We start from the raw sequence: 16,970 nt of genomic DNA, 5'->3' as shown, positions 1-16,970 counted from the left end.
AATGACATCCACATTGGACCCGAGCTTGATCGAAGACCGCAAGACGCGCGCACGCGCCTGGTTCGAAGCCTTGCGCGACGAGATCTGCGCGAGCTTCGAGCGGCTGGAGGACGATGCCCCCGAGAGCCTTTATCCCGGTGAGGCCGGCCGCTTCAAACGCACACCCTGGCAGCGCACCGATCATACCGGCGCGGCCGGCGGCGGCGGCGTGATGTCGATGATGTCCGGCCGCCTGTTCGAGAAGGTCGGCGTGCATTGCTCCACCGTGCACGGCGAATTCGCACCAGAGTTTCGCGCGCAAATTCCGGGCGCGGCGGACGACCCGAAGTTCTGGGCCTCCGGCATCTCGCTGATTGCGCATCTGCGCAATCCGCACGTGCCGGCGGTGCACATGAACACGCGCTTCGTCGTCACCACCAAAGCCTGGTTCGGCGGCGGCGCCGATCTTACGCCGGTGCTCGACCGCCGGCGCACGCAGGACGATGCCGATAGCATCGCCTTCCACGCCGCAATGAAACAGGCCTGCACGCAGCCGAACGGCATCGCCGATTACGACAAGTACAAGAAGTGGTGCGACGAGTATTTCCACCTGCCGCACCGCAAAGAGGCGCGCGGCATCGGCGGCATCTTCTACGACTGGCACGACAGCGGCGACTGGGACGCCGACCTCGCCTTCACCCGGGACGTCGGTCGCGCTTTCCTGAAGGTCTATCCCGACATCGTGCGGCGCAATTTCGCGACAAGCTGGACCGCGGAGGATCGCGAGGAGCAATTGATCCGGCGCGGCCGCTATGTCGAGTTCAACCTGCTCTACGACCGCGGCACCATCTTCGGTCTCAAGACCGGCGGCAATGTGGATTCGATCCTGTCGTCGCTACCACCGGTGGTGAAGTGGCCATGACGACGATGAAGCCCGCGATGAGACCGCTCCCGCGCGCCATGCTAATCGACATGGACGACACCATCCTGTCGGCCTATGCGCGGCCCGAGATCGCCTGGAACACGATCACAGCGGAGTTCGCCGAGGAACTCGCGCCGCTGCCGCCGCAACTGGTCGCGAGCACCGTCCTGGCCTTCGCGAAGAATTTCTGGGCCAATGCGGACGCTTCGTGGCGGCTCAAGCTCGCCGAAGCCCGGCACCTCACCGTCAAGGGCGGTTTCACCGCGCTCGCGGCCGCCGGTCATCGCGCCCTGCCCGACGACCTCGCCATTCGCCTGGCCGACCGCTTCACCGCCTATCGCGAGGAGGAGATGTTCGTCTTCCCCGGCGCGCATGACGCTATCGACAGGCTCAAGGCGCTCGGCATCAAGCTCGCATTGGTGACCAACGGCGCCGCGGACACCCAGCGCGCCAAGGTCGAACGCTTCGAGCTGGCGCACCGCTTCCACCACATCCAGATCGAGGGCGAGCACGGTTTCGGCAAGCCCGAGGAGCGTGCCTATCTGCACGCGATGGAGGCGCTCGGCGTCACCGCCAAGGACACATGGATGATCGGCGACAATCTGGAATGGGAAGTCGTGACGCCGCAGCGTCTCGGCATCTACTCGATCTGGATCGACGTGCATGGCGACGGCCTGCCCGAAGGCTCGATCGTCAAGCCCGACCGCATCATCCGCTCGCTGACAGAACTGGTGCCGGGCTGACCGCAATCAGGGTGCGCAAACAAAAACGTCGAAAACAACCCCATGCACAGTAGACGGCCGCAGCAAAATCAAGGACTTGCGGCGAGCGCAAACTGCGGATCTGACGAAATCATTTGCGCCGTCGGGCAAAACAGGCGCATGGTGTCATGGTCGCGACGCACGGGACGGAAGAGCCCTTGTGCCATCCATCGAACAGGCACCATTGCCTCTCGTGATGGGATCGCTCCGGCCTAAAGCTCTCTGATCGACGTTTCAGCAGTCTGGCCGGCGGATGCGCGCTACCGCAACACATCCACTGACCGAGTGGCCCGTGATCGGCATGTCATGCCGGTTTGCTAGCTTCGCCGTCAATCAACCCGAAAGGACCATCTATGGAACTAAAAGCCGGCGATATCGTCATGCTGAAATCCGGCGGGCAGCCGCTCACCGTCGCGGACGTGAAGGGCGAGGACGTGATCTGTCTCTGGATGGGCGCGGAGGGCGATCTGTTTCGCGAGACGCTCCCGCTTGCGGTGCTCGAGCACCTGGAAGAGCTCGAGGATGAAGACGACGAAGACGAGGAGTAAGCGCGGCTGAGGCCGCGTCCTCATTAGGTCGGGGTGCTCGGCTCCGCCCAACTTGGTGTCCGCTCCTCTGTCCATATCGGCACGAGAGCGGACATCGCTGGATGCTCGAACGTCAATCCAACGGAACGTTCAAACTGGTCCCTTTGGTGATGATGCCGCCACGGTTACCGATCTCGATCGAGCCATAGCGCTGCTTGAAGCAATCGGGCAACGGCCGGTCGCCTTCCATGCTGAGCCAAAGGCGCAATAAATGACGCTTCTGGCCTGCATCGGGCCAATCGCGGAATCCGGTCCGGTCATGCAGCAAGGCATGATTGTAAACGAACTGCATGTCGCCCGGCTGAAGCCGCATGCCGAAATGCAGCGCGGGATCATTTGCGAGCGCGTCAAAAAGATCGAGCGCCTCGACGTGAGCCGGCGTCAGTCTCGGCGCATCGGGAAAGCGCTGCGCACTATCGATATATTGGCGCTGATAAAACCCGGTCAGGAACCCCGCATGCCAATTCAGCACCGGGATTTCAAGATATGGCTTTTCGTTCTCCGGCACCTCGCCTCGTCGGTCCGTCGCGATCGGATCAAACAAGAGAGCGGCAAGGTCGGGACGTCTGTCAAACATCTCGTTGTAGATTGTCGTCGTACTGACAAGGAGAGAATCCCCTCCCTCCCTCGCCTCGCGAATGCATAACAATCCAACCACGTCGGACGAATCCGTGTGGAATGTTTGCCGTTCCGAGGTTTGATAAATTCGGGTGTTCGGATCCTTAGCATCGGCGCCGGTGTCACGGACGTGACCGAGAATGTGGCCCGCTGCATTCTGAGACCGCGCCGATCCAAGATGGGCGCCCACTCCGCAAAAGATCGTAGCGGCAAACTCCTGACTGTATTTTGCCACCGGGAGGCCGCGGATCACTTCGAAGCCAATGCCTACCAGGAGCTTCTTCTTGAGATCTTCCAGGTGCGCGCCGAGATGGGGAAGCGGAAAGCTTTCCTTCGTGATCTCGGCGATTGTTTTGTTTCTGCCAAGATATGTTTCAGCCACGCCCTCGAGTTCGGCGATTTCGCCGGCAGCAAGCGATATCAACCATCGATCAGGATTGGCTTTCATCTCAGCCCCCTCCCAGGCGGATGGGATATCGACCTTCCCTGGAGGGCGATGGATCCCGCTGGGCAGTGAGACCACATTCATAGGGTTGGTTCCTGAGGGAGATTGAACGTCAGACATCGGCGCGGACGATCGACGATATTGTGCCGACCGCTTGTTTGCAACTTGGCTGACGCGCAGCCCTGGGCCGAGTGCACTGTCGCCGACAACGGGTGCGCTCGCTTGACGAGATCCGTTCCGGGCAGTTGGCGATCCGCTTCCGCCAAGGGGATCGGTTAACAACATGGCCTCTCGTGCGATCGATCAAAGCCCGGGAAAAAATGGCATCAGCCGGAACGTTCGCGAAGCTGGCTGAGTTAAAAGCCATACGCGTCGCGCTGTGGTCATAGCCGCACCGCGCGCCCGATAAAGGCCCTGCACGAAGCGAAACCTACTCTGCGGCGTGCTTCGCAGCACGGCCGCGCGAGGATCGGGATGTACACGACGGCGATATACGATGAGCTGAGGCAGATCGAGCGCGACGTCGTCGAAGGAGAACGCCGGCTCGCCGAGCAGGAGGCGCTGATCATCGAAATGAAGCGCCAGAACGAGGACACAACCAAAGCTGAAGGCGAACTTGAACGGATGCGCATGGAGCAGCGAGGTCGCGATCAGGATCGGCAACGTCTGCTCTCACGGCTGCAACCCTGAACAACTGCTCCCCATCAGGCTGATCCGCCAAAGGCGTCGCGTTCCTGAGCCGTGGCTACGGTGACAGTTGCCATTTTCGGTCAATGACGATGCAGCGGTTCAGATCAGCAAATCATGATGCGCAGGTAGAATCGCTTGGTGCGGGCTGTTGGTGCCGTGATCGTCCGCGTGTCCGTTCAGTGCATGAGGGACGAGCTTGACGTTGAACCCGAGGCCTTCTTCCTGACCGGGCGGAACGTGCGCATCCAGCGGATGATTGAACTCTTTCAGTCCGACTATCTCGACGAAAGCAGAAGGAGCTACGCCGCTATCGAACCGGAATACCGGTCCCTGGTCTGCGCCGCCGGTTTCGAACGCAGCCTTGGCCGTGTGTGCGTCGTCTGCGATTGCTGCAGATTGCGCAGCGTGCTGCGAGTTACCGTGGTCCACGGTGGCTGGTTCTGCTGTCTTCACGGTCCCCGCAGCCTGCGAAGCCGAAGAGGGATGCTCGGCGCCATCGCCGGCGCCGTTGCCCGGTTTGCCTCCATGTTCCGTCGATTCCGTGCTTGCCGCCTTTGCAGATCCTGGCTCCGAAGCGCGTTGCGAGTTGCCGTGGCCCGCGCTGGCGGGCGTTGCGGCGGCCGGATCGATCGCTGCTCCGTCCGGCGGGCTTGCAGCGGCTGAGTGCCCGGATTTTCCGTGTTCCGCGCCGTCTGGTTCTGCCTTCTGCGCTGACCCTCCCGGAGCTTCCGAAGCCGAAGCGTGATGCTCGGCGCCATCGCCGGCGCCGTTGCCCGGTTTGCCCCCATCTTCCGTCGATCCCGTGCTTGCCGCCTTTGCGGATCCTGGCTCCGATGCGTGCTGCGGGTTGTCGTGGCCCGCGCCGGCGACCGTTGCGGCGCCCTGATCGATCTCGGCTGCGGCCGGTGCGTTTGGGGCGGCTGAGTGTCCGGATTTGCCGTGTTCCGCGCCGCCTGGTTCTGCCGTCTTCGCTGGTCCGTGCGCAGCGTCAGAAGCCGAAGCGTGATGCTCGGCGTCATTGCCGACGCCGTGGCCTGGTTTGGAGCCAGCTTCAGTCGATTCGGTGGCTGCGGCCTTTGCGGACCCTGGCTCCGATGCGTGCTGCGGGTTGCCGTGGCCTGCACCGGCGGCTATCGCGGCGCCCGGATCGATCTCGCCTGCGTCTGGTGCGTTTGGGGCGGCGGAGTGCCCGGATTTGCCGTGTTCGGCGCCGCCTGGGTCGGCCTTCTTCGCTGGCCCTCCCGGAGCTTCCGAAGCCGAAGCGTGATGCTCGGCGCCATTGCCGACGCCGTGGCCCGCTTTGGAGCCAGCTTCAGTCGATTCGTCGGCTGCCGCCTTTGCAGACCCCGGCTCCGAAGCGTGCTTCGAGTTGCCGTGACCCGCGTCGGCGGCCGTTGCGACGTCCGGATCGGTCTCGGCTGCGTCCGGTGCTTTTGCAGCATTTGAGTGCCCGGCTTTGCCGTGTTCCGCGCCGTCTGGTTCTGCGTTCTTCGCTGACCCTCCTGGAGCGTCCGAGGCCTTATCGTGATGCTCGGCGTCATGGCCGACGCCGTTGCCCGGTTTGGAGCCAGCTTCAGTCGATGGGTCCGAAGCGTGCTGCGAGTTGCCGTGCCCCGCGCTGTCGGCGGTTACGACGCTGGGTTGGCCGATCTCGTTGGGCCCCGTCGACGAAACGCCGTTGCCCGCATTGATCGGACCATTGTTCGATGCGACATTTGCCGCTGCCGGGGCCGTCGCGCTATGAGCAAGCTCGATGGATGATGCGTGAGCCGACGCGGCAGACGCACCATCGCTCTCTTCCGTTGCATCCGCCGACGCGTCGCTGGAGCTTCTGAGCCTCGTCGACGTCCCCAAGCCGGTCCGGGCCTGCCCGAAATGGAAACCCGAGCCGTTGTTGGCCAGAAGGGCCCAGGCTCCAGCCGTCCCGAGCGTGCTCTCGCTCCCCTCGATACTGGTTTGGACATGATCCTTCGTCAGAGCGGCCTCATCGGTTGCGATCGCCGGTATCAGCGCGGCTTCGAGCTGCTCCAAGGTGGTCGCAACAGCCGCGCCATCTGGCTCGGAGCCGACATCCGCCTCCGCAACGGCCACGATCCCCTCGAGATGGATTTCCAGCAGGCCGCGATCGCCGATATCAAGGATATGATCGGTCGCATTCACATAGACGATCGTCTCGTTGCTTGCGGAGTCGTAGACCCAGGCGAGTGTATGTGGCGGTATAGACTTGGTTGCCGCCGTCATGTGCAGCCAGGCAAGCGCTCCGAAAGCCGCAAGATTGATCCTGCCCGGCCCAGATGCGAAATCGAACACGGCGTCGGAAGAGGTCGACTTGAACTGGTTAGACTCGGAGTCAATCGGGGAGCGATAAACAATTTTTTCAACGTCGCCGCCCCCGCCGACACCGGCATCGTGACCAGGGTCCGCGCCAACAAATTTATGGAGATTGTCACCCGCATCGCCCGGGCCCTTTTCGCCCAGAGCGCCTTCAGCGAGGTTGCCGTTTCCAGTGGTCACAGCGGCGAAAGACAGGCGGACATCGTGCGAAAGGAAACCCGGGGCTGAATTGTCGGCATGATTGGCGGCAGCATGGGTGATCGCGGCCAGTTTTGTGGTCGCACTCTCTTCAGTGACGGCCAGGATGCTGTCGATCGACGCTTGACGAAGGTCATGCGCGTGGGCGGCGAGATGGGGATCCTCCAGTGCGTAGATCAACGCACCGGTGAGAATAGCAAAGTTGCCATACCCTCCATGCATCGACATCGCATTGGAAAGAAGCCGCGGGAATTGATGTTCCGGGGCCGGGTCAACTCCGACCTGTATGTCGTTTGCTCCTCGCAGTAAGGGCACGGGAAGATCGGGCGCGCCCGATCCAGCAGGAGCGTGGTGCGTCCACGCTTTCGCGCCCCCGGATTGCTCGGCCGCGCGTAGCGCTTCCATTGCCGCCGCCGGGTTGGTGATTTGGGCGGCCTTGGCGAACAAGTCTCTCTGGGCCTGCGTGGGCGGCTCGCCGGATTCCCAGACGACGAGGTGCCGGAGAATCCCTTTTTTCCAGGGCTCGTACCCCGCGTGCTCGTCCACGTGGCCGACGCCGTTCTCATCCGGGAAGATGTCGTTCGCTTCCGACGCCTTGAGTTCGTCCGCAATTGCGAGCGCCAGAAATGCCAGGGAGAGCGCGGCCAGACCGGAGGGCCGTTGCAGCAATGCGATGGTCGCGAGCACAGTTCTGTTGGTGATCTCAAGCTTCTGGAAAATATTGTACAGGTGGACCTTGACCGTCCCGTCGGAAACGTTGAGCTGACGCGCGATCTCCTTGTTCGACATTCCTTCCGCCACGAGTCGTGCGATTTGACGTTCCCGTTGCGTCAACAGCTCCAGCATCCCTTCGACTTTGCTATCGCCGTCCGCCTCCTTGCCGGGTGCGGAGAGATCGGACTTCTCCAGTGCCACGCCGCTCTTCGTCATCAGCCGCAGCGATCGCAGCATCGTGGCGGGAGAGGCATACTTCGAAATTGCGCTGCAGGCGCCGGCTGCGATGGCTGAAGTCAGATCGTGGTCGGTATCGGACTCGGTGAAGAACACCAGGCGCGTGGAGAGCTTCTCCGCCTTCACAATCGCGAGGATCTCGGAGACCGTCAGATCCGGCACCTTGTCGGCAAGAAGCGCGACGTCAGGTGTCAGCTTCCGAATTGCTTCGAGGCAGCTTGTCCGATCGCTGGACGATGCGACAACGTCGAAGTCCGGCTGCGTCCCGAGGACCGACCTCAGTCCCTGCAGAACGATCGGCTGTGGATCGACGATCACGAGCCGGATGGGCTTGAGTATCCCCTGCCTGGCGGACGTGTCCAACATCGACTTTGGCCCTCGGCCCGGTCCCCTATGTCGTTCGCCATATGGCCGTGCCCGGGTGGGATATTAAAATCAAAAAAGGCCTGGCGGTTCCAGAGCCTGACCCAGATTTGGACGCGATGCGAGTGAAAAATATGTCCTTTGACCCGATGGCCGTTGCGGTCGACTGGCTTGATGCCTATCGCGCGGGCGATATCGAAGCGATTTTGGAACTTCATGCCGAGGATGCCGTGGTCCACTGCGGCTGCGCCGGCGGCCAAACCATCACCGGCCGCGAAGCACTTCGTGCCTATTGGGTCGATCACCTCCGGAAATATCCGGCAGGCACGTTGGATGATCTCAATCCCTGGCGCAACGACGGCACCATTATCTCGTACCTCACCAGTGCTGGCGTCATGAGTGCACTTTTGGCATTTGACGCCGCCGGCAGGATCAAGGAACTGGACTGCAGTCCCTCACACTAGACCCGCGGCGTGAACCAAACTGGCAGCGGGACAGCGCCACATCCGATTGATTAGATGAGCTGCCTCGCCGCAGCCGAGATCATCACTACGCCGCCGGTGATCACCGCGACGTCGAGGATCGCGGTGTGGATGTGCACCGGCATCCGCTCGACGAAGGCTTTTGCCAGGAACGCGCCGGGGATTGCGATTGCTCCGATCAGCAGCGCAAAGGCGAGCACCTGTGCGGTCACGGCGCCGGCGAGGCCGAACACCGAGATCTTGATGAGGCCGGTGCCGAGCGAGATCATGGCATCGGTCGCGATCACGGCCGCGCCTTCCAGGCCCGCGGCCGTCAGCAGCGACAGCAGGATCACGCCGGAGCCGGAGGTGCCGCCGACCAGCACGCCATAGCCGACCGAGCCGGCCGCAAGCCCAGTGTCGCCGATCTTGACCTGGCGGCGGCGGAGCACACGGCGCAGCGGCACGCTCAGGATCAGCATGGAGCCGATCACCAGCGCCGCGCCCGCATTGGTCAGCCGTGTGTAGCCGTAGGCACCAAGCGCTGTCGTCAGTGCCGCACAGGCCAGCACGATCAGCGCGCGGCGGCGATCGGCATAGCGGAGATAGGCGAGCGCGCGGCTGGAATTGGTGAAGATCGCGGAGATCGCGATGATCGGCACCACCGGTTCGGCGCCGACGAGAGGCACCAGCACCAGCGGCATCAAGGCGCCGGTGCCGTAGCCGGCGAGACCACCGATAATCGAAGCAAACAACGCCATCAACGCGACCAGCAGGAGCTGAAAGATCGAGATGTCGGCGAAGCCTGAGACGATGGTCACGTTCTCTCATCGCGGCTGACGCGTGCCGCAGCTTGATCGGCGATGGAAGCGAGTGCGGCTTCCTCTAGGGGAAAATCCGCCGCAAGCCAAGCGTCCTCCGCGAGCGTCAACACATGTCCGAGCGAGGGTCCTTCCGCCATGCCGCGCGCGATGAAGTCGGCGGCGCGAAGCGGAAATTTCGGCGCAGTCCAGCGCTGCGGCAGCTCGGCGAGCGCACGCCATCGCGACGAGCCGACGTCACCGCCGGCTCTCGCCCAGCCCAGCAACACGCGATCGTGATAGCGATCCGCACCGAGCCGGTAGAGCAGCCGCCGCGCATCGGCTTCGTCCTTGGTGGCCAAGCGCCACCAGCGGTGCCCCATCGAATCCAGCGCCTTGGTTTCCGCATTGGAGAGCCTCAGGCGCGTGGCGACGCGCTTGGCGTCTTCAGTCACCGCGATCGCCAGCGCGGCGAGGCGCCGCGTGCTGCTTGCGGTGAGGCCGAGCTCGCGCTCGATCACGATCATCGCCGCGAGCGGTCCGGTGTAGACCACGCCGCCGGTCAGCGCCTGCAGCAATCCGCCATCGGCCATCGCAAGCGCGGCGGCGGACGCGCCGGGAGCGACCAGAAGCTTCAGCGTCTCCATGCGCAGCCGCTCGGCCGAGAGGCTCGCGAGGCCGGCGCGTCCCCGGATGCAGGCGAGATAGCCGTCGCGGTCGGGATCGCCGGCGCCGAAGGCGGCGTGGATGCGGAAGAAGCGCAGGATGCGCAGGAAATCCTCGGCGATGCGCTGGTCGGGATCACCGATGAAGCGCACGCGCCGCGCGGCCGCATCCGCGATGCCTCCGACGTAATCGTGGACGACGCCGTCGGCATCGACCGAGAGCCCGTTCATCGTGAAGTCGCGGCGCTCGGCGTCCTTCACCCAGTCGCGGCCGAACGCGACCTTGGCCTTGCGGCCGAAGGTCTCGGTATCCTCGCGCAACGTCGTGACTTCGTAAGGTTGCCCGTCGATGACGAGGGTGACGGTGCCGTGGTCGATGCCGGTCGGCACAGCCTTGATGCCGGCAGCTTTGGCGCGCCGCATCACCTCGTGCGGGAGCGCCGTGGTCGCGATGTCGATGTCGCCGGGGACGAGGCCGAGCAGCGCGTTGCGCACGGCGCCGCCGACAACCCGCGCCTCCTCGCCATCCGCATTGAGCAATTGCAGGACGCGCGCGGTGCCACCCGAAATCAGCCAGGGCGCATCGGCGAGCATGGGCACCGCGCTCATCGGCCGGCCCTATCTTTCCACGCCCGGCACGAGCTTGCCGTTCTCGACATGGGCGGGGACATAGGTCGAATCCGGTGCGGCGCCGGAGAAATGCGCAAAGCCGATCAGCCCGGCGATCACCAGCACGAGCGCCGCCAGCATGAGACGCGCGACGATGGTGATCGGCCAGGACGATTGCACGAACAGGCCGGAACGCGTGGCGGCCAGGAACAGCGCATAGACGGCAAAGGGAACGAGGAAGATTCCGATCTCGGTCAGGATCGGCCGAATCATGACGAATAGATCCGCTCATAGAGCACACGGAGCATGCCGGCCGTCGCGCCCCAGATGTAGCGTTCGGCAAACGGCATCGCGTAGTAGGACCGCTCCATGCCGCGGAATTCCTTGCTGTGCACCTGGTGGTTGGCCGGGTTCATCAGGAAGGATAGCGGCACTTCGAACGCATCATCAACCTCGGAATGGTTGATCGTCAGCTCAAAGCCCGGGCGCACCCTGGCCACCGTCGGCAGGATGCGGAAGCCGAAGCCGGTGCCGTAGAGATCGAGATAGCCGATCGGCTCGACGAAGTCGCGCGACAGCCCGACCTCCTCCTCGGCCTCGCGCAGCGCCGCATCGAGCGGCGAGCGGTCGGTTGCGTCGATCTTGCCGCCGGGGAATGCGATCTGGCCGGCATGGTCGTTCAGATGCGCCGAACGCTGCGTCAGCAGAATGGTCGGCTCGGGATGATCGACCACCGCGATCAAGACCGCCGCCGGCCGCACCGGCTGCTCGCGCGCGATGATCTCGAGCATCTTGTCGGTGCCGGGATCGCCCGAGGCCGGAATGATGTTGGGATCGTAGAGGCCGGGCGGAACGTCGAAGCCGAGCCGCGCGGCGGAGCGGGCGAAGAAATCCGCCGCACCGATCACGGCGGGATCGTTCCTGGAGATAGGCTTGTTCAAAGCGCGGCCCTCACCTGCTCCGCATCGGCCATGGCGAAGAACTCGCCGGCCGACTCGATACCGAACATCGGCTGGCCATCGACCATCCGCTCCTCACCCATGTCAACCAGATCGTAATAGAGCGCGCGGGTGACCTTGGCCCAGAGCTCGGCGCGGATATGCAGATAGGGCGTCAGCCCGCCGTCCTTGGCCTGCTCGAAGCGCAGCCGGTGCGCCGCATCGCAGGTGACCCAGTCGTCGACATTGGTGCGGAAGCGGAGCACGCGATGGTTGGCATCGCCGTCCTTCTGCATCTCGACCGCCATGAACGGCGCGTCGTCGACGCGAATGCCGACCTTCTCCACCGGCGTGACGAGGAAATGCTTGTCGCCTTCGCGCTTGAGGATGGTCGAGAACAGGCGAACCAAGGCATGACGGCCGATTGGCGTCCCCAAATAGAACCAAGTACCATCTGACGCGATTCGAATGTCGAGATCGCCGCAAAACGGCGGATTCCACAAATGCACCGGAGGCAGGCCCTTTTTGGCGCCTTCGGCATCGGCAGCAGTTTTGGCAGCGGCAGTCAGCCCCTCAAGACCGCGATCGGCGCTCTGCCCTTGGTTCGCCATGGTTTGCCCTGACTTTGTCATTTGGCACGATCGGTCATTTGGCACGATTGGTGCAGGTTTACGTTGTATCCCGGTACTCGGTTCCACCCCGCATTCGTCCGGTGTGGAGGTCGCCACTTCGTGATGCCCTACATATCCCTAAGCCGATAAGGTGGGGATAGGTTAATTCAACGAATACATGGCCTTCCTGCAAGTCTAGCATAGGGCCCACGTCTTGAGTTGAGGACGTGATGACATGACGACGCAAGCGAGCTGCATGGCAGGCTGAAGGAGCTAACGGATGGCGGAGAGTGTCGAGAAGCTCGAAGACGGAATCGTCCGTTCGGCCGAGCAGGTGTCGAGCCAGATTCGCGCGGCAAAGGATGCGATCGCGTCCGTCATCTTCGGCCAGGATCGCGTGATCGAGAACACGCTGGTTACGATCCTCTCCGGCGGCCATGCGCTGCTGATCGGCGTCCCCGGTCTCGCCAAGACCAAGCTGGTCGAGACGCTCGGCATCACGCTCGGCCTCGATGCCAAGCGCATCCAGTTCACGCCCGATCTGATGCCGTCGGACATTCTCGGCGCCGAAGTGCTGGACGAGAGCACCTCCGGCAAGCGTGCCTTCCGCTTCATCTCCGGCCCCGTGTTCGCGCAACTGCTGATGGCCGACGAGATCAACCGCGCCAGCCCGCGCACGCAGTCGGCGCTGCTGCAGGCGATGCAGGAGCAGCACATCACCGTTGCCGGCGCGCGTCACGATCTGCCGAAGCCGTTCCACGTGCTCGCCACGCAAAACCCGCTGGAGCAGGAAGGCACCTATCCGCTGCCTGAAGCCCAGCTCGACCGTTTCCTGATGGAGATCGACGTCGACTATCCCGACCGCGACGCCGAGCGCCGCATCCTGTTCGAGACCACCGGCGCCGACGAGACGCTGGCGAAGGGCTCGATGACACCTGATGCACTCATCACCGCGCAGCGACTGATCCGGCGCCTGCCGGTCGGCGATTCCGTGGTCGAGGCGATCCTGTCGCTGGTGCGCTCGGCCCGTCCGGGTCCGGACGGCGGCGACACCAGCAAGTTCATCGCCTGGGGACCGGGCCCGCGCGCCAGCCAATCGCTGATGCTCGCGGTGCGCGCTCGCGCGCTGATCGACGGCCGCCTCGCGCCCTCAATCGACGACGTGCTCGACCTCGCCGAGCCCGTGCTGAAGCACCGCATGGCGCTGACGTTCCAGGCGCGCGCCGAAGGCCGCACGATTCCGGACGTGATCCGGCAATTGAAGACACGGATCGGTTGATGGCGGCGGAGAACGGGCACACAGCAAAGGAGGTCATCGCGATCCGACGTGCCGATGGCGAAAGCCGCACGCTCGCCGCTTCGCTGCCGCGCCTGGTGCTCGAGGCCCGCCGTATCGCCGCCAACGTCATCCACGGCCTGCACGGTCGCCGTCGCGCCGGCTCCGGCGAAAATTTCTGGCAATACCGCCGTTTCGTCTCCGGCGAACCGTCGCAGAATGTCGACTGGCGGCGCTCGGCGCGCGACGATCTCCTCTATGTCCGCGAGCTCGAATGGGAAGCCTCGCATACGGTCTGGATCTGGCCCGATCGTTCGCCCTCGATGGCGTTCGCGTCAAAGCAGGCGCGTGAATCCAAGCTCGAGCGGACGCTGATCGTCGCCTTCGCGCTGGCCGAACTGCTGGTCTCCGGCGGCGAGCGCGTCGGCATCCCCGGTTTGATGGCACCGACCGCCAGCCGCAGCGTCATCGACAAGATGGCGCAGGCGATGCTGCATGACGATGCCGACCGCTTGAGCCTGCCGCCCTCCTTTGTGCCCGCGGCGCTGGCCGAGACGATCGTGCTGTCGGACTTCTGGTCGCCGCTCTCCGAGATCAGGACCACGCTCGCCGGCCTGTCCGGCTCCGGCGCGCATGGCACGCTGGTGCAGGTCGTCGATCCCGCCGAGGAATCATTCCCCTATTCCGGCCGCGTCGAGTTCGTCGAGCCCGAGGGGTTCGGCGTGATCACCGCCGGCCGCGCCGAGAGCTGGGCGCAGGATTACACCGCCCGGCTCGCGCTGCACCGCGATCAGATCCGCGCCGAGACCAACAAGCTCGACTGGCTGTTCACGACGCATGCGACCGACCGCTCGGCCGCCGAGCTCTTGCTGTTCCTGCATGCCGGCATGCAGGTGAGCAAATCGGGCGCGCGCACCACAACGATCAAGGCGGGGCCGGCAGCATGATGGGACTGCCGCTCGCCTTCACCGAACCGCTGCTCCTGATCGGCCTCGTCAGCCTGCCGGTGCTGTGGTGGCTGTTGCGCGTGATGCCGCCGCGGCCGCGCCGCATCGAGTTTCCGCCGACGCGCCTGCTGTTCGACATCGCACCGCGCGAAGAGACCCCGTCGCGAACGCCGTGGTGGTTGACCGCATTGCGGCTGCTGGCTGCGGCACTGGTCATTTTCGCCGCCGCCGGTCCGATCTGGAATCCGCAAACAGGCGCGGCCGCCAGCAAGGCGCCGCTGATGATCATGTTCGATGACGGCTGGAGCGCGGCCTCGAACTGGGACATCCGGATCAGGGCCGCCGACGAATTGATCGCCAGTGCCGAGAATGACCGCCGTGCGATTGCGCTGGTACCGCTATCCGAGCCGAACCGCGATATCACATTGATGCCGGCGGGCGCCGCGCGCGTCGCGCTGCGGCAGCTGACGCCAAAGCCGTATTCGATCGAACGCGTCGAGACCCTGACCGCAATCGATCGCTTCCTGAAAGCAACCGGCGACTGCGAGATCGCCTGGCTCTCCGACAGCGTCGATACCGGTCGCGGCGAGGAATTCGTGGCGGGCCTCGGCAAGACCATCGGCGATCGCAGCCTGACCGTGTTCGAAGGCGGCACCTCCTCAGCCCTAGCCCTGGTCGCGGCCGAGAACGCCGCAGCCAGGATGACGGTGAAGGTGCTGCGCACCGACGGCGGCATCGCCATCGGCACCGTGCGCGCGCTGGACCAGAAGGCCTCGCCGATCGGCGAAGCGCGTTATTCGTTCGGCCCGCAGGACAAGGAAACCGAAGCGTCGTTCGACCTGCCGGTCGAGCTGCGCAACGACATCACGCGGCTGGAAATTGCCGGTGAGCGCTCCGCCGGCGCAGTGCAGCTGCTCGACAAGCGCTGGCGCCGCCGCGCCATCGGCATCGTCTCGGGCTCGACCAGCGAGACCGCGCAGCCGCTGCTGGCGCCGACCTTCTATCTCACCCGTGCGCTGGCGCCGTTCGCCGACGTGCGGCTTGCCGACAAGGGCTCGCCGCAGCAGGGCATCACGCAGTTCCTCGATCAGAAGCTGCCGATGATCATCCTTGCCGATGTCGGCACCATCGCCCCTGAAATCCGCGAGCGTCTCAATGCCTGGATCGACCAGGGCGGCGTGCTGGTGCGGTTCGCCGGTCCGCGGCTGGCGCAGGCCGAGGACGATCTCGTCCCGGTCAAGCTGCGCAAGGGCGGCCGGACGCTCGGCGGCAGCCTGACCTGGGAAAAGCCGCAACATCTGGCCTCCTTTGCCGCCGACGGTCCGTTTGCCGGCGTCGTGGTCCCCAAGGACGTCACCATAAGCCGCCAGGTGCTGGCCGAGCCCGACGCCGTGCTCGCCACCAAAAGCTGGGCGTCGCTGGAAGACGGCACGCCGCTGGTAACAGGCGAGCATCGCGGCAAGGGCGTCGTCAGCCTGTTCCACGTCAGCGCCGACATGCGCTGGTCGGATCTGCCGATGTCGGGCACCTTCGTCGAAATCCTGCGGCGTGTCGTCGACCTGTCCGGCTATACCGCGAAGCCGGGTCCAGGCGTTGCCACCGAGGCGACCGCCGAAACGGTGGCGCCGTTGCACATCCTCGATGGCTTTGGCGCGTTCGGTCCGCCGCCGGCTGCCGCAAAGCCGCTGCCCGCGGATTATCGCGACCGCGCCACACCCGATCATCCGCCGGGCTTCTATGGTCCGGCAGAAGGACCGCTCGCCGTGAACACGCTTGCCAGCGCCGACCGTATCGCAGCCCTGAACACCACCAGCCTGCGCGCCCGGCATGCCACCTACACCAACGCCGAGCCGCAGGACTTGCGCGGTTGGCTGCTATCGACGGCGCTCGCGCTGTTCCTGATCGACGCCATCATCGTCGCGGTACTCGGCGGCGGCCTTGCCGCGCTGGTGCGCCGCCGCGCCGCGCCCGCGATGATCGTCTTTGGGCTGGTGCTCGCAGGTCTCGCCTCGTTCGTGCCGACGCCGTCGCATGCGGACAGCGCGTCCGACGAGTTCGCGATGAAGGCGGTGTCGCAGACCCGCCTCGCCTATGTCGTGACCGGCAATGCCGACGTCGATTCCATCGTCAGGGCCGGGCTATCCGGACTGACGCTGTTCCTGGCGCAGCGCACCGCGCTCGAGGCCGGCGATCCCGTCGGCATCGACCCGGCGCGCGACGAACTCGCTTTCTTCCCGCTGATCTACTGGCCGATCGTGCCGGGCGCGCCCAAGCCGTCGCGGGACGCCATCAACAAGATCGACGCCTATATGAAGCAGGGCGGCACCGTGCTGTTCGACACCCGCGACGCGGTCGAAGCCCCGCCCGGCGCGAACGGCGCCGCGCAGACCCCGGCCATGCAGACGCTCCGCGAGATCCTGTCCTCGCTCGACGTGCCCGAGCTGGAGCCGGTGCCGCGGGAGCACGTGCTGACCAAGACCTTCTATCTGTTGCGCGACTTCCCCGGCCGCTTCAGCACCGGCCAGACCTGGGTCGAGACCTTGCCGCGCGAAGACGACGAGGACAGCGCGCAGCGGCCGGCACGCGGCGGCGACGGCGTCTCGCCGATCATCATCACCTCGAACGACCTGGCCGGCGCCTGGGCCGTGCGGCCCGACGGCCAGTCCATGCTGCCGGTGATCGGCGGCGACCCCCGCCAGCGCGAATTCGCCTACCGCGCCGGCGCCAACATCGTGATGTACACGCTGACCGGCAACTACAAGGCCGACCAGGTGCACGCACCGGCCCTGATCGAACGGCTGGGGCAGTAGGATCG

At 64.8% G+C, this 16,970-nt stretch carries 15 protein-coding genes; 8 read left to right on the top strand and 7 right to left on the bottom strand.

Annotated elements, in window-relative coordinates; genetic code table 11:
- Position 1 precedes the first annotated feature (1 nt).
- The 3 genes from hemF (at position 2) to AC0L3B_RS20490 (ending at position 2,210) form a co-directional block, all read left to right on the top strand.
- Entirely contained in the window at positions 2 to 901 is a 900-nt protein-coding gene (hemF, locus tag AC0L3B_RS20500) for an oxygen-dependent coproporphyrinogen oxidase (RefSeq protein ID WP_247299558.1), read from the top strand.
- Entirely contained in the window at positions 898 to 1,644 is a 747-nt protein-coding gene (locus tag AC0L3B_RS20495; RefSeq protein WP_473380959.1) for an HAD family hydrolase, read from the top strand. Before hemF ends, AC0L3B_RS20495 begins: the two co-directional genes overlap by 4 nt.
- A 371-nt stretch (positions 1,645 to 2,015) precedes the next feature.
- Positions 2,016 to 2,210 (top strand): DUF2158 domain-containing protein, encoded by a 195-nt coding sequence (locus AC0L3B_RS20490; protein WP_317244906.1) that lies wholly within the window; start codon positions 2,016 to 2,018, stop codon positions 2,208 to 2,210.
- A gap of 112 nt (positions 2,211 to 2,322) precedes the next feature.
- Here AC0L3B_RS20490 and AC0L3B_RS20485 read toward each other — a convergent pair whose 3' ends face one another.
- Positions 2,323 to 3,396: a TauD/TfdA family dioxygenase gene (locus tag AC0L3B_RS20485; protein ID WP_473380958.1), complete on the bottom strand. Its 1,074-nt coding sequence runs from the start codon at positions 3,394 to 3,396 to the stop codon at positions 2,323 to 2,325.
- A gap of 390 nt (positions 3,397 to 3,786) precedes the next feature.
- Here AC0L3B_RS20485 and AC0L3B_RS20480 point away from each other — a divergent pair, with 390 nt between their 5' ends.
- Positions 3,787 to 4,002: a hypothetical protein gene (locus AC0L3B_RS20480; protein WP_018454947.1), complete on the top strand. Its 216-nt coding sequence runs from the start codon at positions 3,787 to 3,789 to the stop codon at positions 4,000 to 4,002.
- Positions 4,003 to 4,101: 99 nt separating this feature from the next.
- Here the strand turns inward: AC0L3B_RS20480 and AC0L3B_RS20475 are convergent, their stop codons facing one another.
- Positions 4,102 to 7,851, bottom strand: coding sequence for a response regulator transcription factor (locus AC0L3B_RS20475; protein WP_473380957.1), 3,750 nt, complete (start codon positions 7,849 to 7,851; stop codon positions 4,102 to 4,104).
- A gap of 41 nt (positions 7,852 to 7,892) precedes the next feature.
- On the opposite strand from AC0L3B_RS20475, the gene AC0L3B_RS20470 reads away from it, so the two are divergent.
- Positions 7,893 to 8,312 (top strand): nuclear transport factor 2 family protein, encoded by a 420-nt coding sequence (locus AC0L3B_RS20470; protein ID WP_231188813.1) that lies wholly within the window; start codon positions 7,893 to 7,895, stop codon positions 8,310 to 8,312.
- A 50-nt stretch (positions 8,313 to 8,362) separates the two neighbouring features.
- On the opposite strand, the gene AC0L3B_RS20465 is transcribed toward AC0L3B_RS20470, so the two are convergent.
- The 5 genes from AC0L3B_RS20465 to AC0L3B_RS20445 are packed head-to-tail and all read right to left on the bottom strand — an operon-like array spanning position 8,363 to position 11,932.
- A complete protein-coding gene (locus tag AC0L3B_RS20465) occupies positions 8,363 to 9,130 on the bottom strand; it encodes a sulfite exporter TauE/SafE family protein (protein ID WP_473380956.1) in 768 nt (255 codons plus the stop codon).
- Complete coding sequence (locus AC0L3B_RS20460; RefSeq protein WP_085352647.1) at positions 9,127 to 10,383, bottom strand: CCA tRNA nucleotidyltransferase; 1,257 nt, start codon at positions 10,381 to 10,383, stop codon at positions 9,127 to 9,129. The genes AC0L3B_RS20465 and AC0L3B_RS20460 overlap by 4 nt, the downstream gene beginning before the upstream one ends.
- Before the next feature lie 9 nt (positions 10,384 to 10,392).
- On the bottom strand, positions 10,393 to 10,656 hold the full coding sequence (locus AC0L3B_RS20455) for a DUF6111 family protein (protein ID WP_018454951.1): 264 nt from the start codon (positions 10,654 to 10,656) through the stop codon (positions 10,393 to 10,395).
- A complete protein-coding gene (locus tag AC0L3B_RS20450) occupies positions 10,653 to 11,324 on the bottom strand; it encodes a CoA pyrophosphatase (protein WP_027568565.1) in 672 nt (223 codons plus the stop codon). Before AC0L3B_RS20450 ends, AC0L3B_RS20455 begins: the two co-directional genes overlap by 4 nt.
- A complete protein-coding gene (locus AC0L3B_RS20445) occupies positions 11,321 to 11,932 on the bottom strand; it encodes a DUF1285 domain-containing protein (RefSeq protein ID WP_473380955.1) in 612 nt (203 codons plus the stop codon). The genes AC0L3B_RS20450 and AC0L3B_RS20445 overlap by 4 nt, the downstream gene beginning before the upstream one ends.
- A 280-nt stretch (positions 11,933 to 12,212) precedes the next feature.
- Between AC0L3B_RS20445 and AC0L3B_RS20440 the strand changes: the two genes are divergently transcribed.
- From AC0L3B_RS20440 to AC0L3B_RS20430, 3 genes are read left to right on the top strand one after another with little or no spacing between them, the layout of a single operon-like run.
- Positions 12,213 to 13,211 carry an AAA family ATPase gene (locus AC0L3B_RS20440; RefSeq protein ID WP_018454954.1) on the top strand — a complete coding sequence of 333 codons (999 nt, stop codon included), beginning with the start codon at positions 12,213 to 12,215 and terminating at the stop codon, positions 13,209 to 13,211.
- Positions 13,211 to 14,155, top strand: coding sequence for a DUF58 domain-containing protein (locus AC0L3B_RS20435; protein ID WP_018454955.1), 945 nt, complete (start codon positions 13,211 to 13,213; stop codon positions 14,153 to 14,155). The genes AC0L3B_RS20440 and AC0L3B_RS20435 overlap by 1 nt, the downstream gene beginning before the upstream one ends.
- Positions 14,152 to 16,965 (top strand): DUF4159 domain-containing protein, encoded by a 2,814-nt coding sequence (locus AC0L3B_RS20430; RefSeq protein ID WP_473380954.1) that lies wholly within the window; start codon positions 14,152 to 14,154, stop codon positions 16,963 to 16,965. The genes AC0L3B_RS20435 and AC0L3B_RS20430 overlap by 4 nt, the downstream gene beginning before the upstream one ends.
- Positions 16,966 to 16,970 lie beyond the last annotated feature (5 nt).

The sequence above is a fragment of the Bradyrhizobium sp. Kon56 genome, assembly GCF_055807635.1.
Note: the sequence above shows the minus strand (reverse complement) of the source record. Positions and strands in the feature narration are given on the sequence as shown.

Bases quoted from the DNA above. Each gene is read 5' to 3' on its own strand.
- hemF (WP_247299558.1), top strand. From the start codon at position 2: ATGACATCCACATTGGACCCGAGCTTGATCGAAGACCGCAAGACGCGC.
- AC0L3B_RS20495 (WP_473380959.1), top strand. From the start codon at position 898: ATGACGACGATGAAGCCCGCGATGAGACCGCTCCCGCGCGCCATGCTA.
- AC0L3B_RS20490 (WP_317244906.1), top strand. From the start codon at position 2,016: ATGGAACTAAAAGCCGGCGATATCGTCATGCTGAAATCCGGCGGGCAG.
- AC0L3B_RS20485 (WP_473380958.1), bottom strand. From the start codon at position 3,396: ATGAATGTGGTCTCACTGCCCAGCGGGATCCATCGCCCTCCAGGGAAG.
- AC0L3B_RS20480 (WP_018454947.1), top strand. From the start codon at position 3,787: ATGTACACGACGGCGATATACGATGAGCTGAGGCAGATCGAGCGCGAC.
- AC0L3B_RS20475 (WP_473380957.1), bottom strand. From the start codon at position 7,851: ATGTTGGACACGTCCGCCAGGCAGGGGATACTCAAGCCCATCCGGCTC.
- AC0L3B_RS20470 (WP_231188813.1), top strand. From the start codon at position 7,893: ATGGCCGTGCCCGGGTGGGATATTAAAATCAAAAAAGGCCTGGCGGTT.
- AC0L3B_RS20460 (WP_085352647.1), bottom strand. From the start codon at position 10,383: ATGAGCGCGGTGCCCATGCTCGCCGATGCGCCCTGGCTGATTTCGGGT.
- AC0L3B_RS20455 (WP_018454951.1), bottom strand. From the start codon at position 10,656: ATGATTCGGCCGATCCTGACCGAGATCGGAATCTTCCTCGTTCCCTTT.
- AC0L3B_RS20445 (WP_473380955.1), bottom strand. From the start codon at position 11,932: ATGGCGAACCAAGGGCAGAGCGCCGATCGCGGTCTTGAGGGGCTGACT.
- AC0L3B_RS20440 (WP_018454954.1), top strand. From the start codon at position 12,213: ATGGCGGAGAGTGTCGAGAAGCTCGAAGACGGAATCGTCCGTTCGGCC.
- AC0L3B_RS20435 (WP_018454955.1), top strand. From the start codon at position 13,211: ATGGCGGCGGAGAACGGGCACACAGCAAAGGAGGTCATCGCGATCCGA.
- AC0L3B_RS20430 (WP_473380954.1), top strand. From the start codon at position 14,152: ATGATGGGACTGCCGCTCGCCTTCACCGAACCGCTGCTCCTGATCGGC.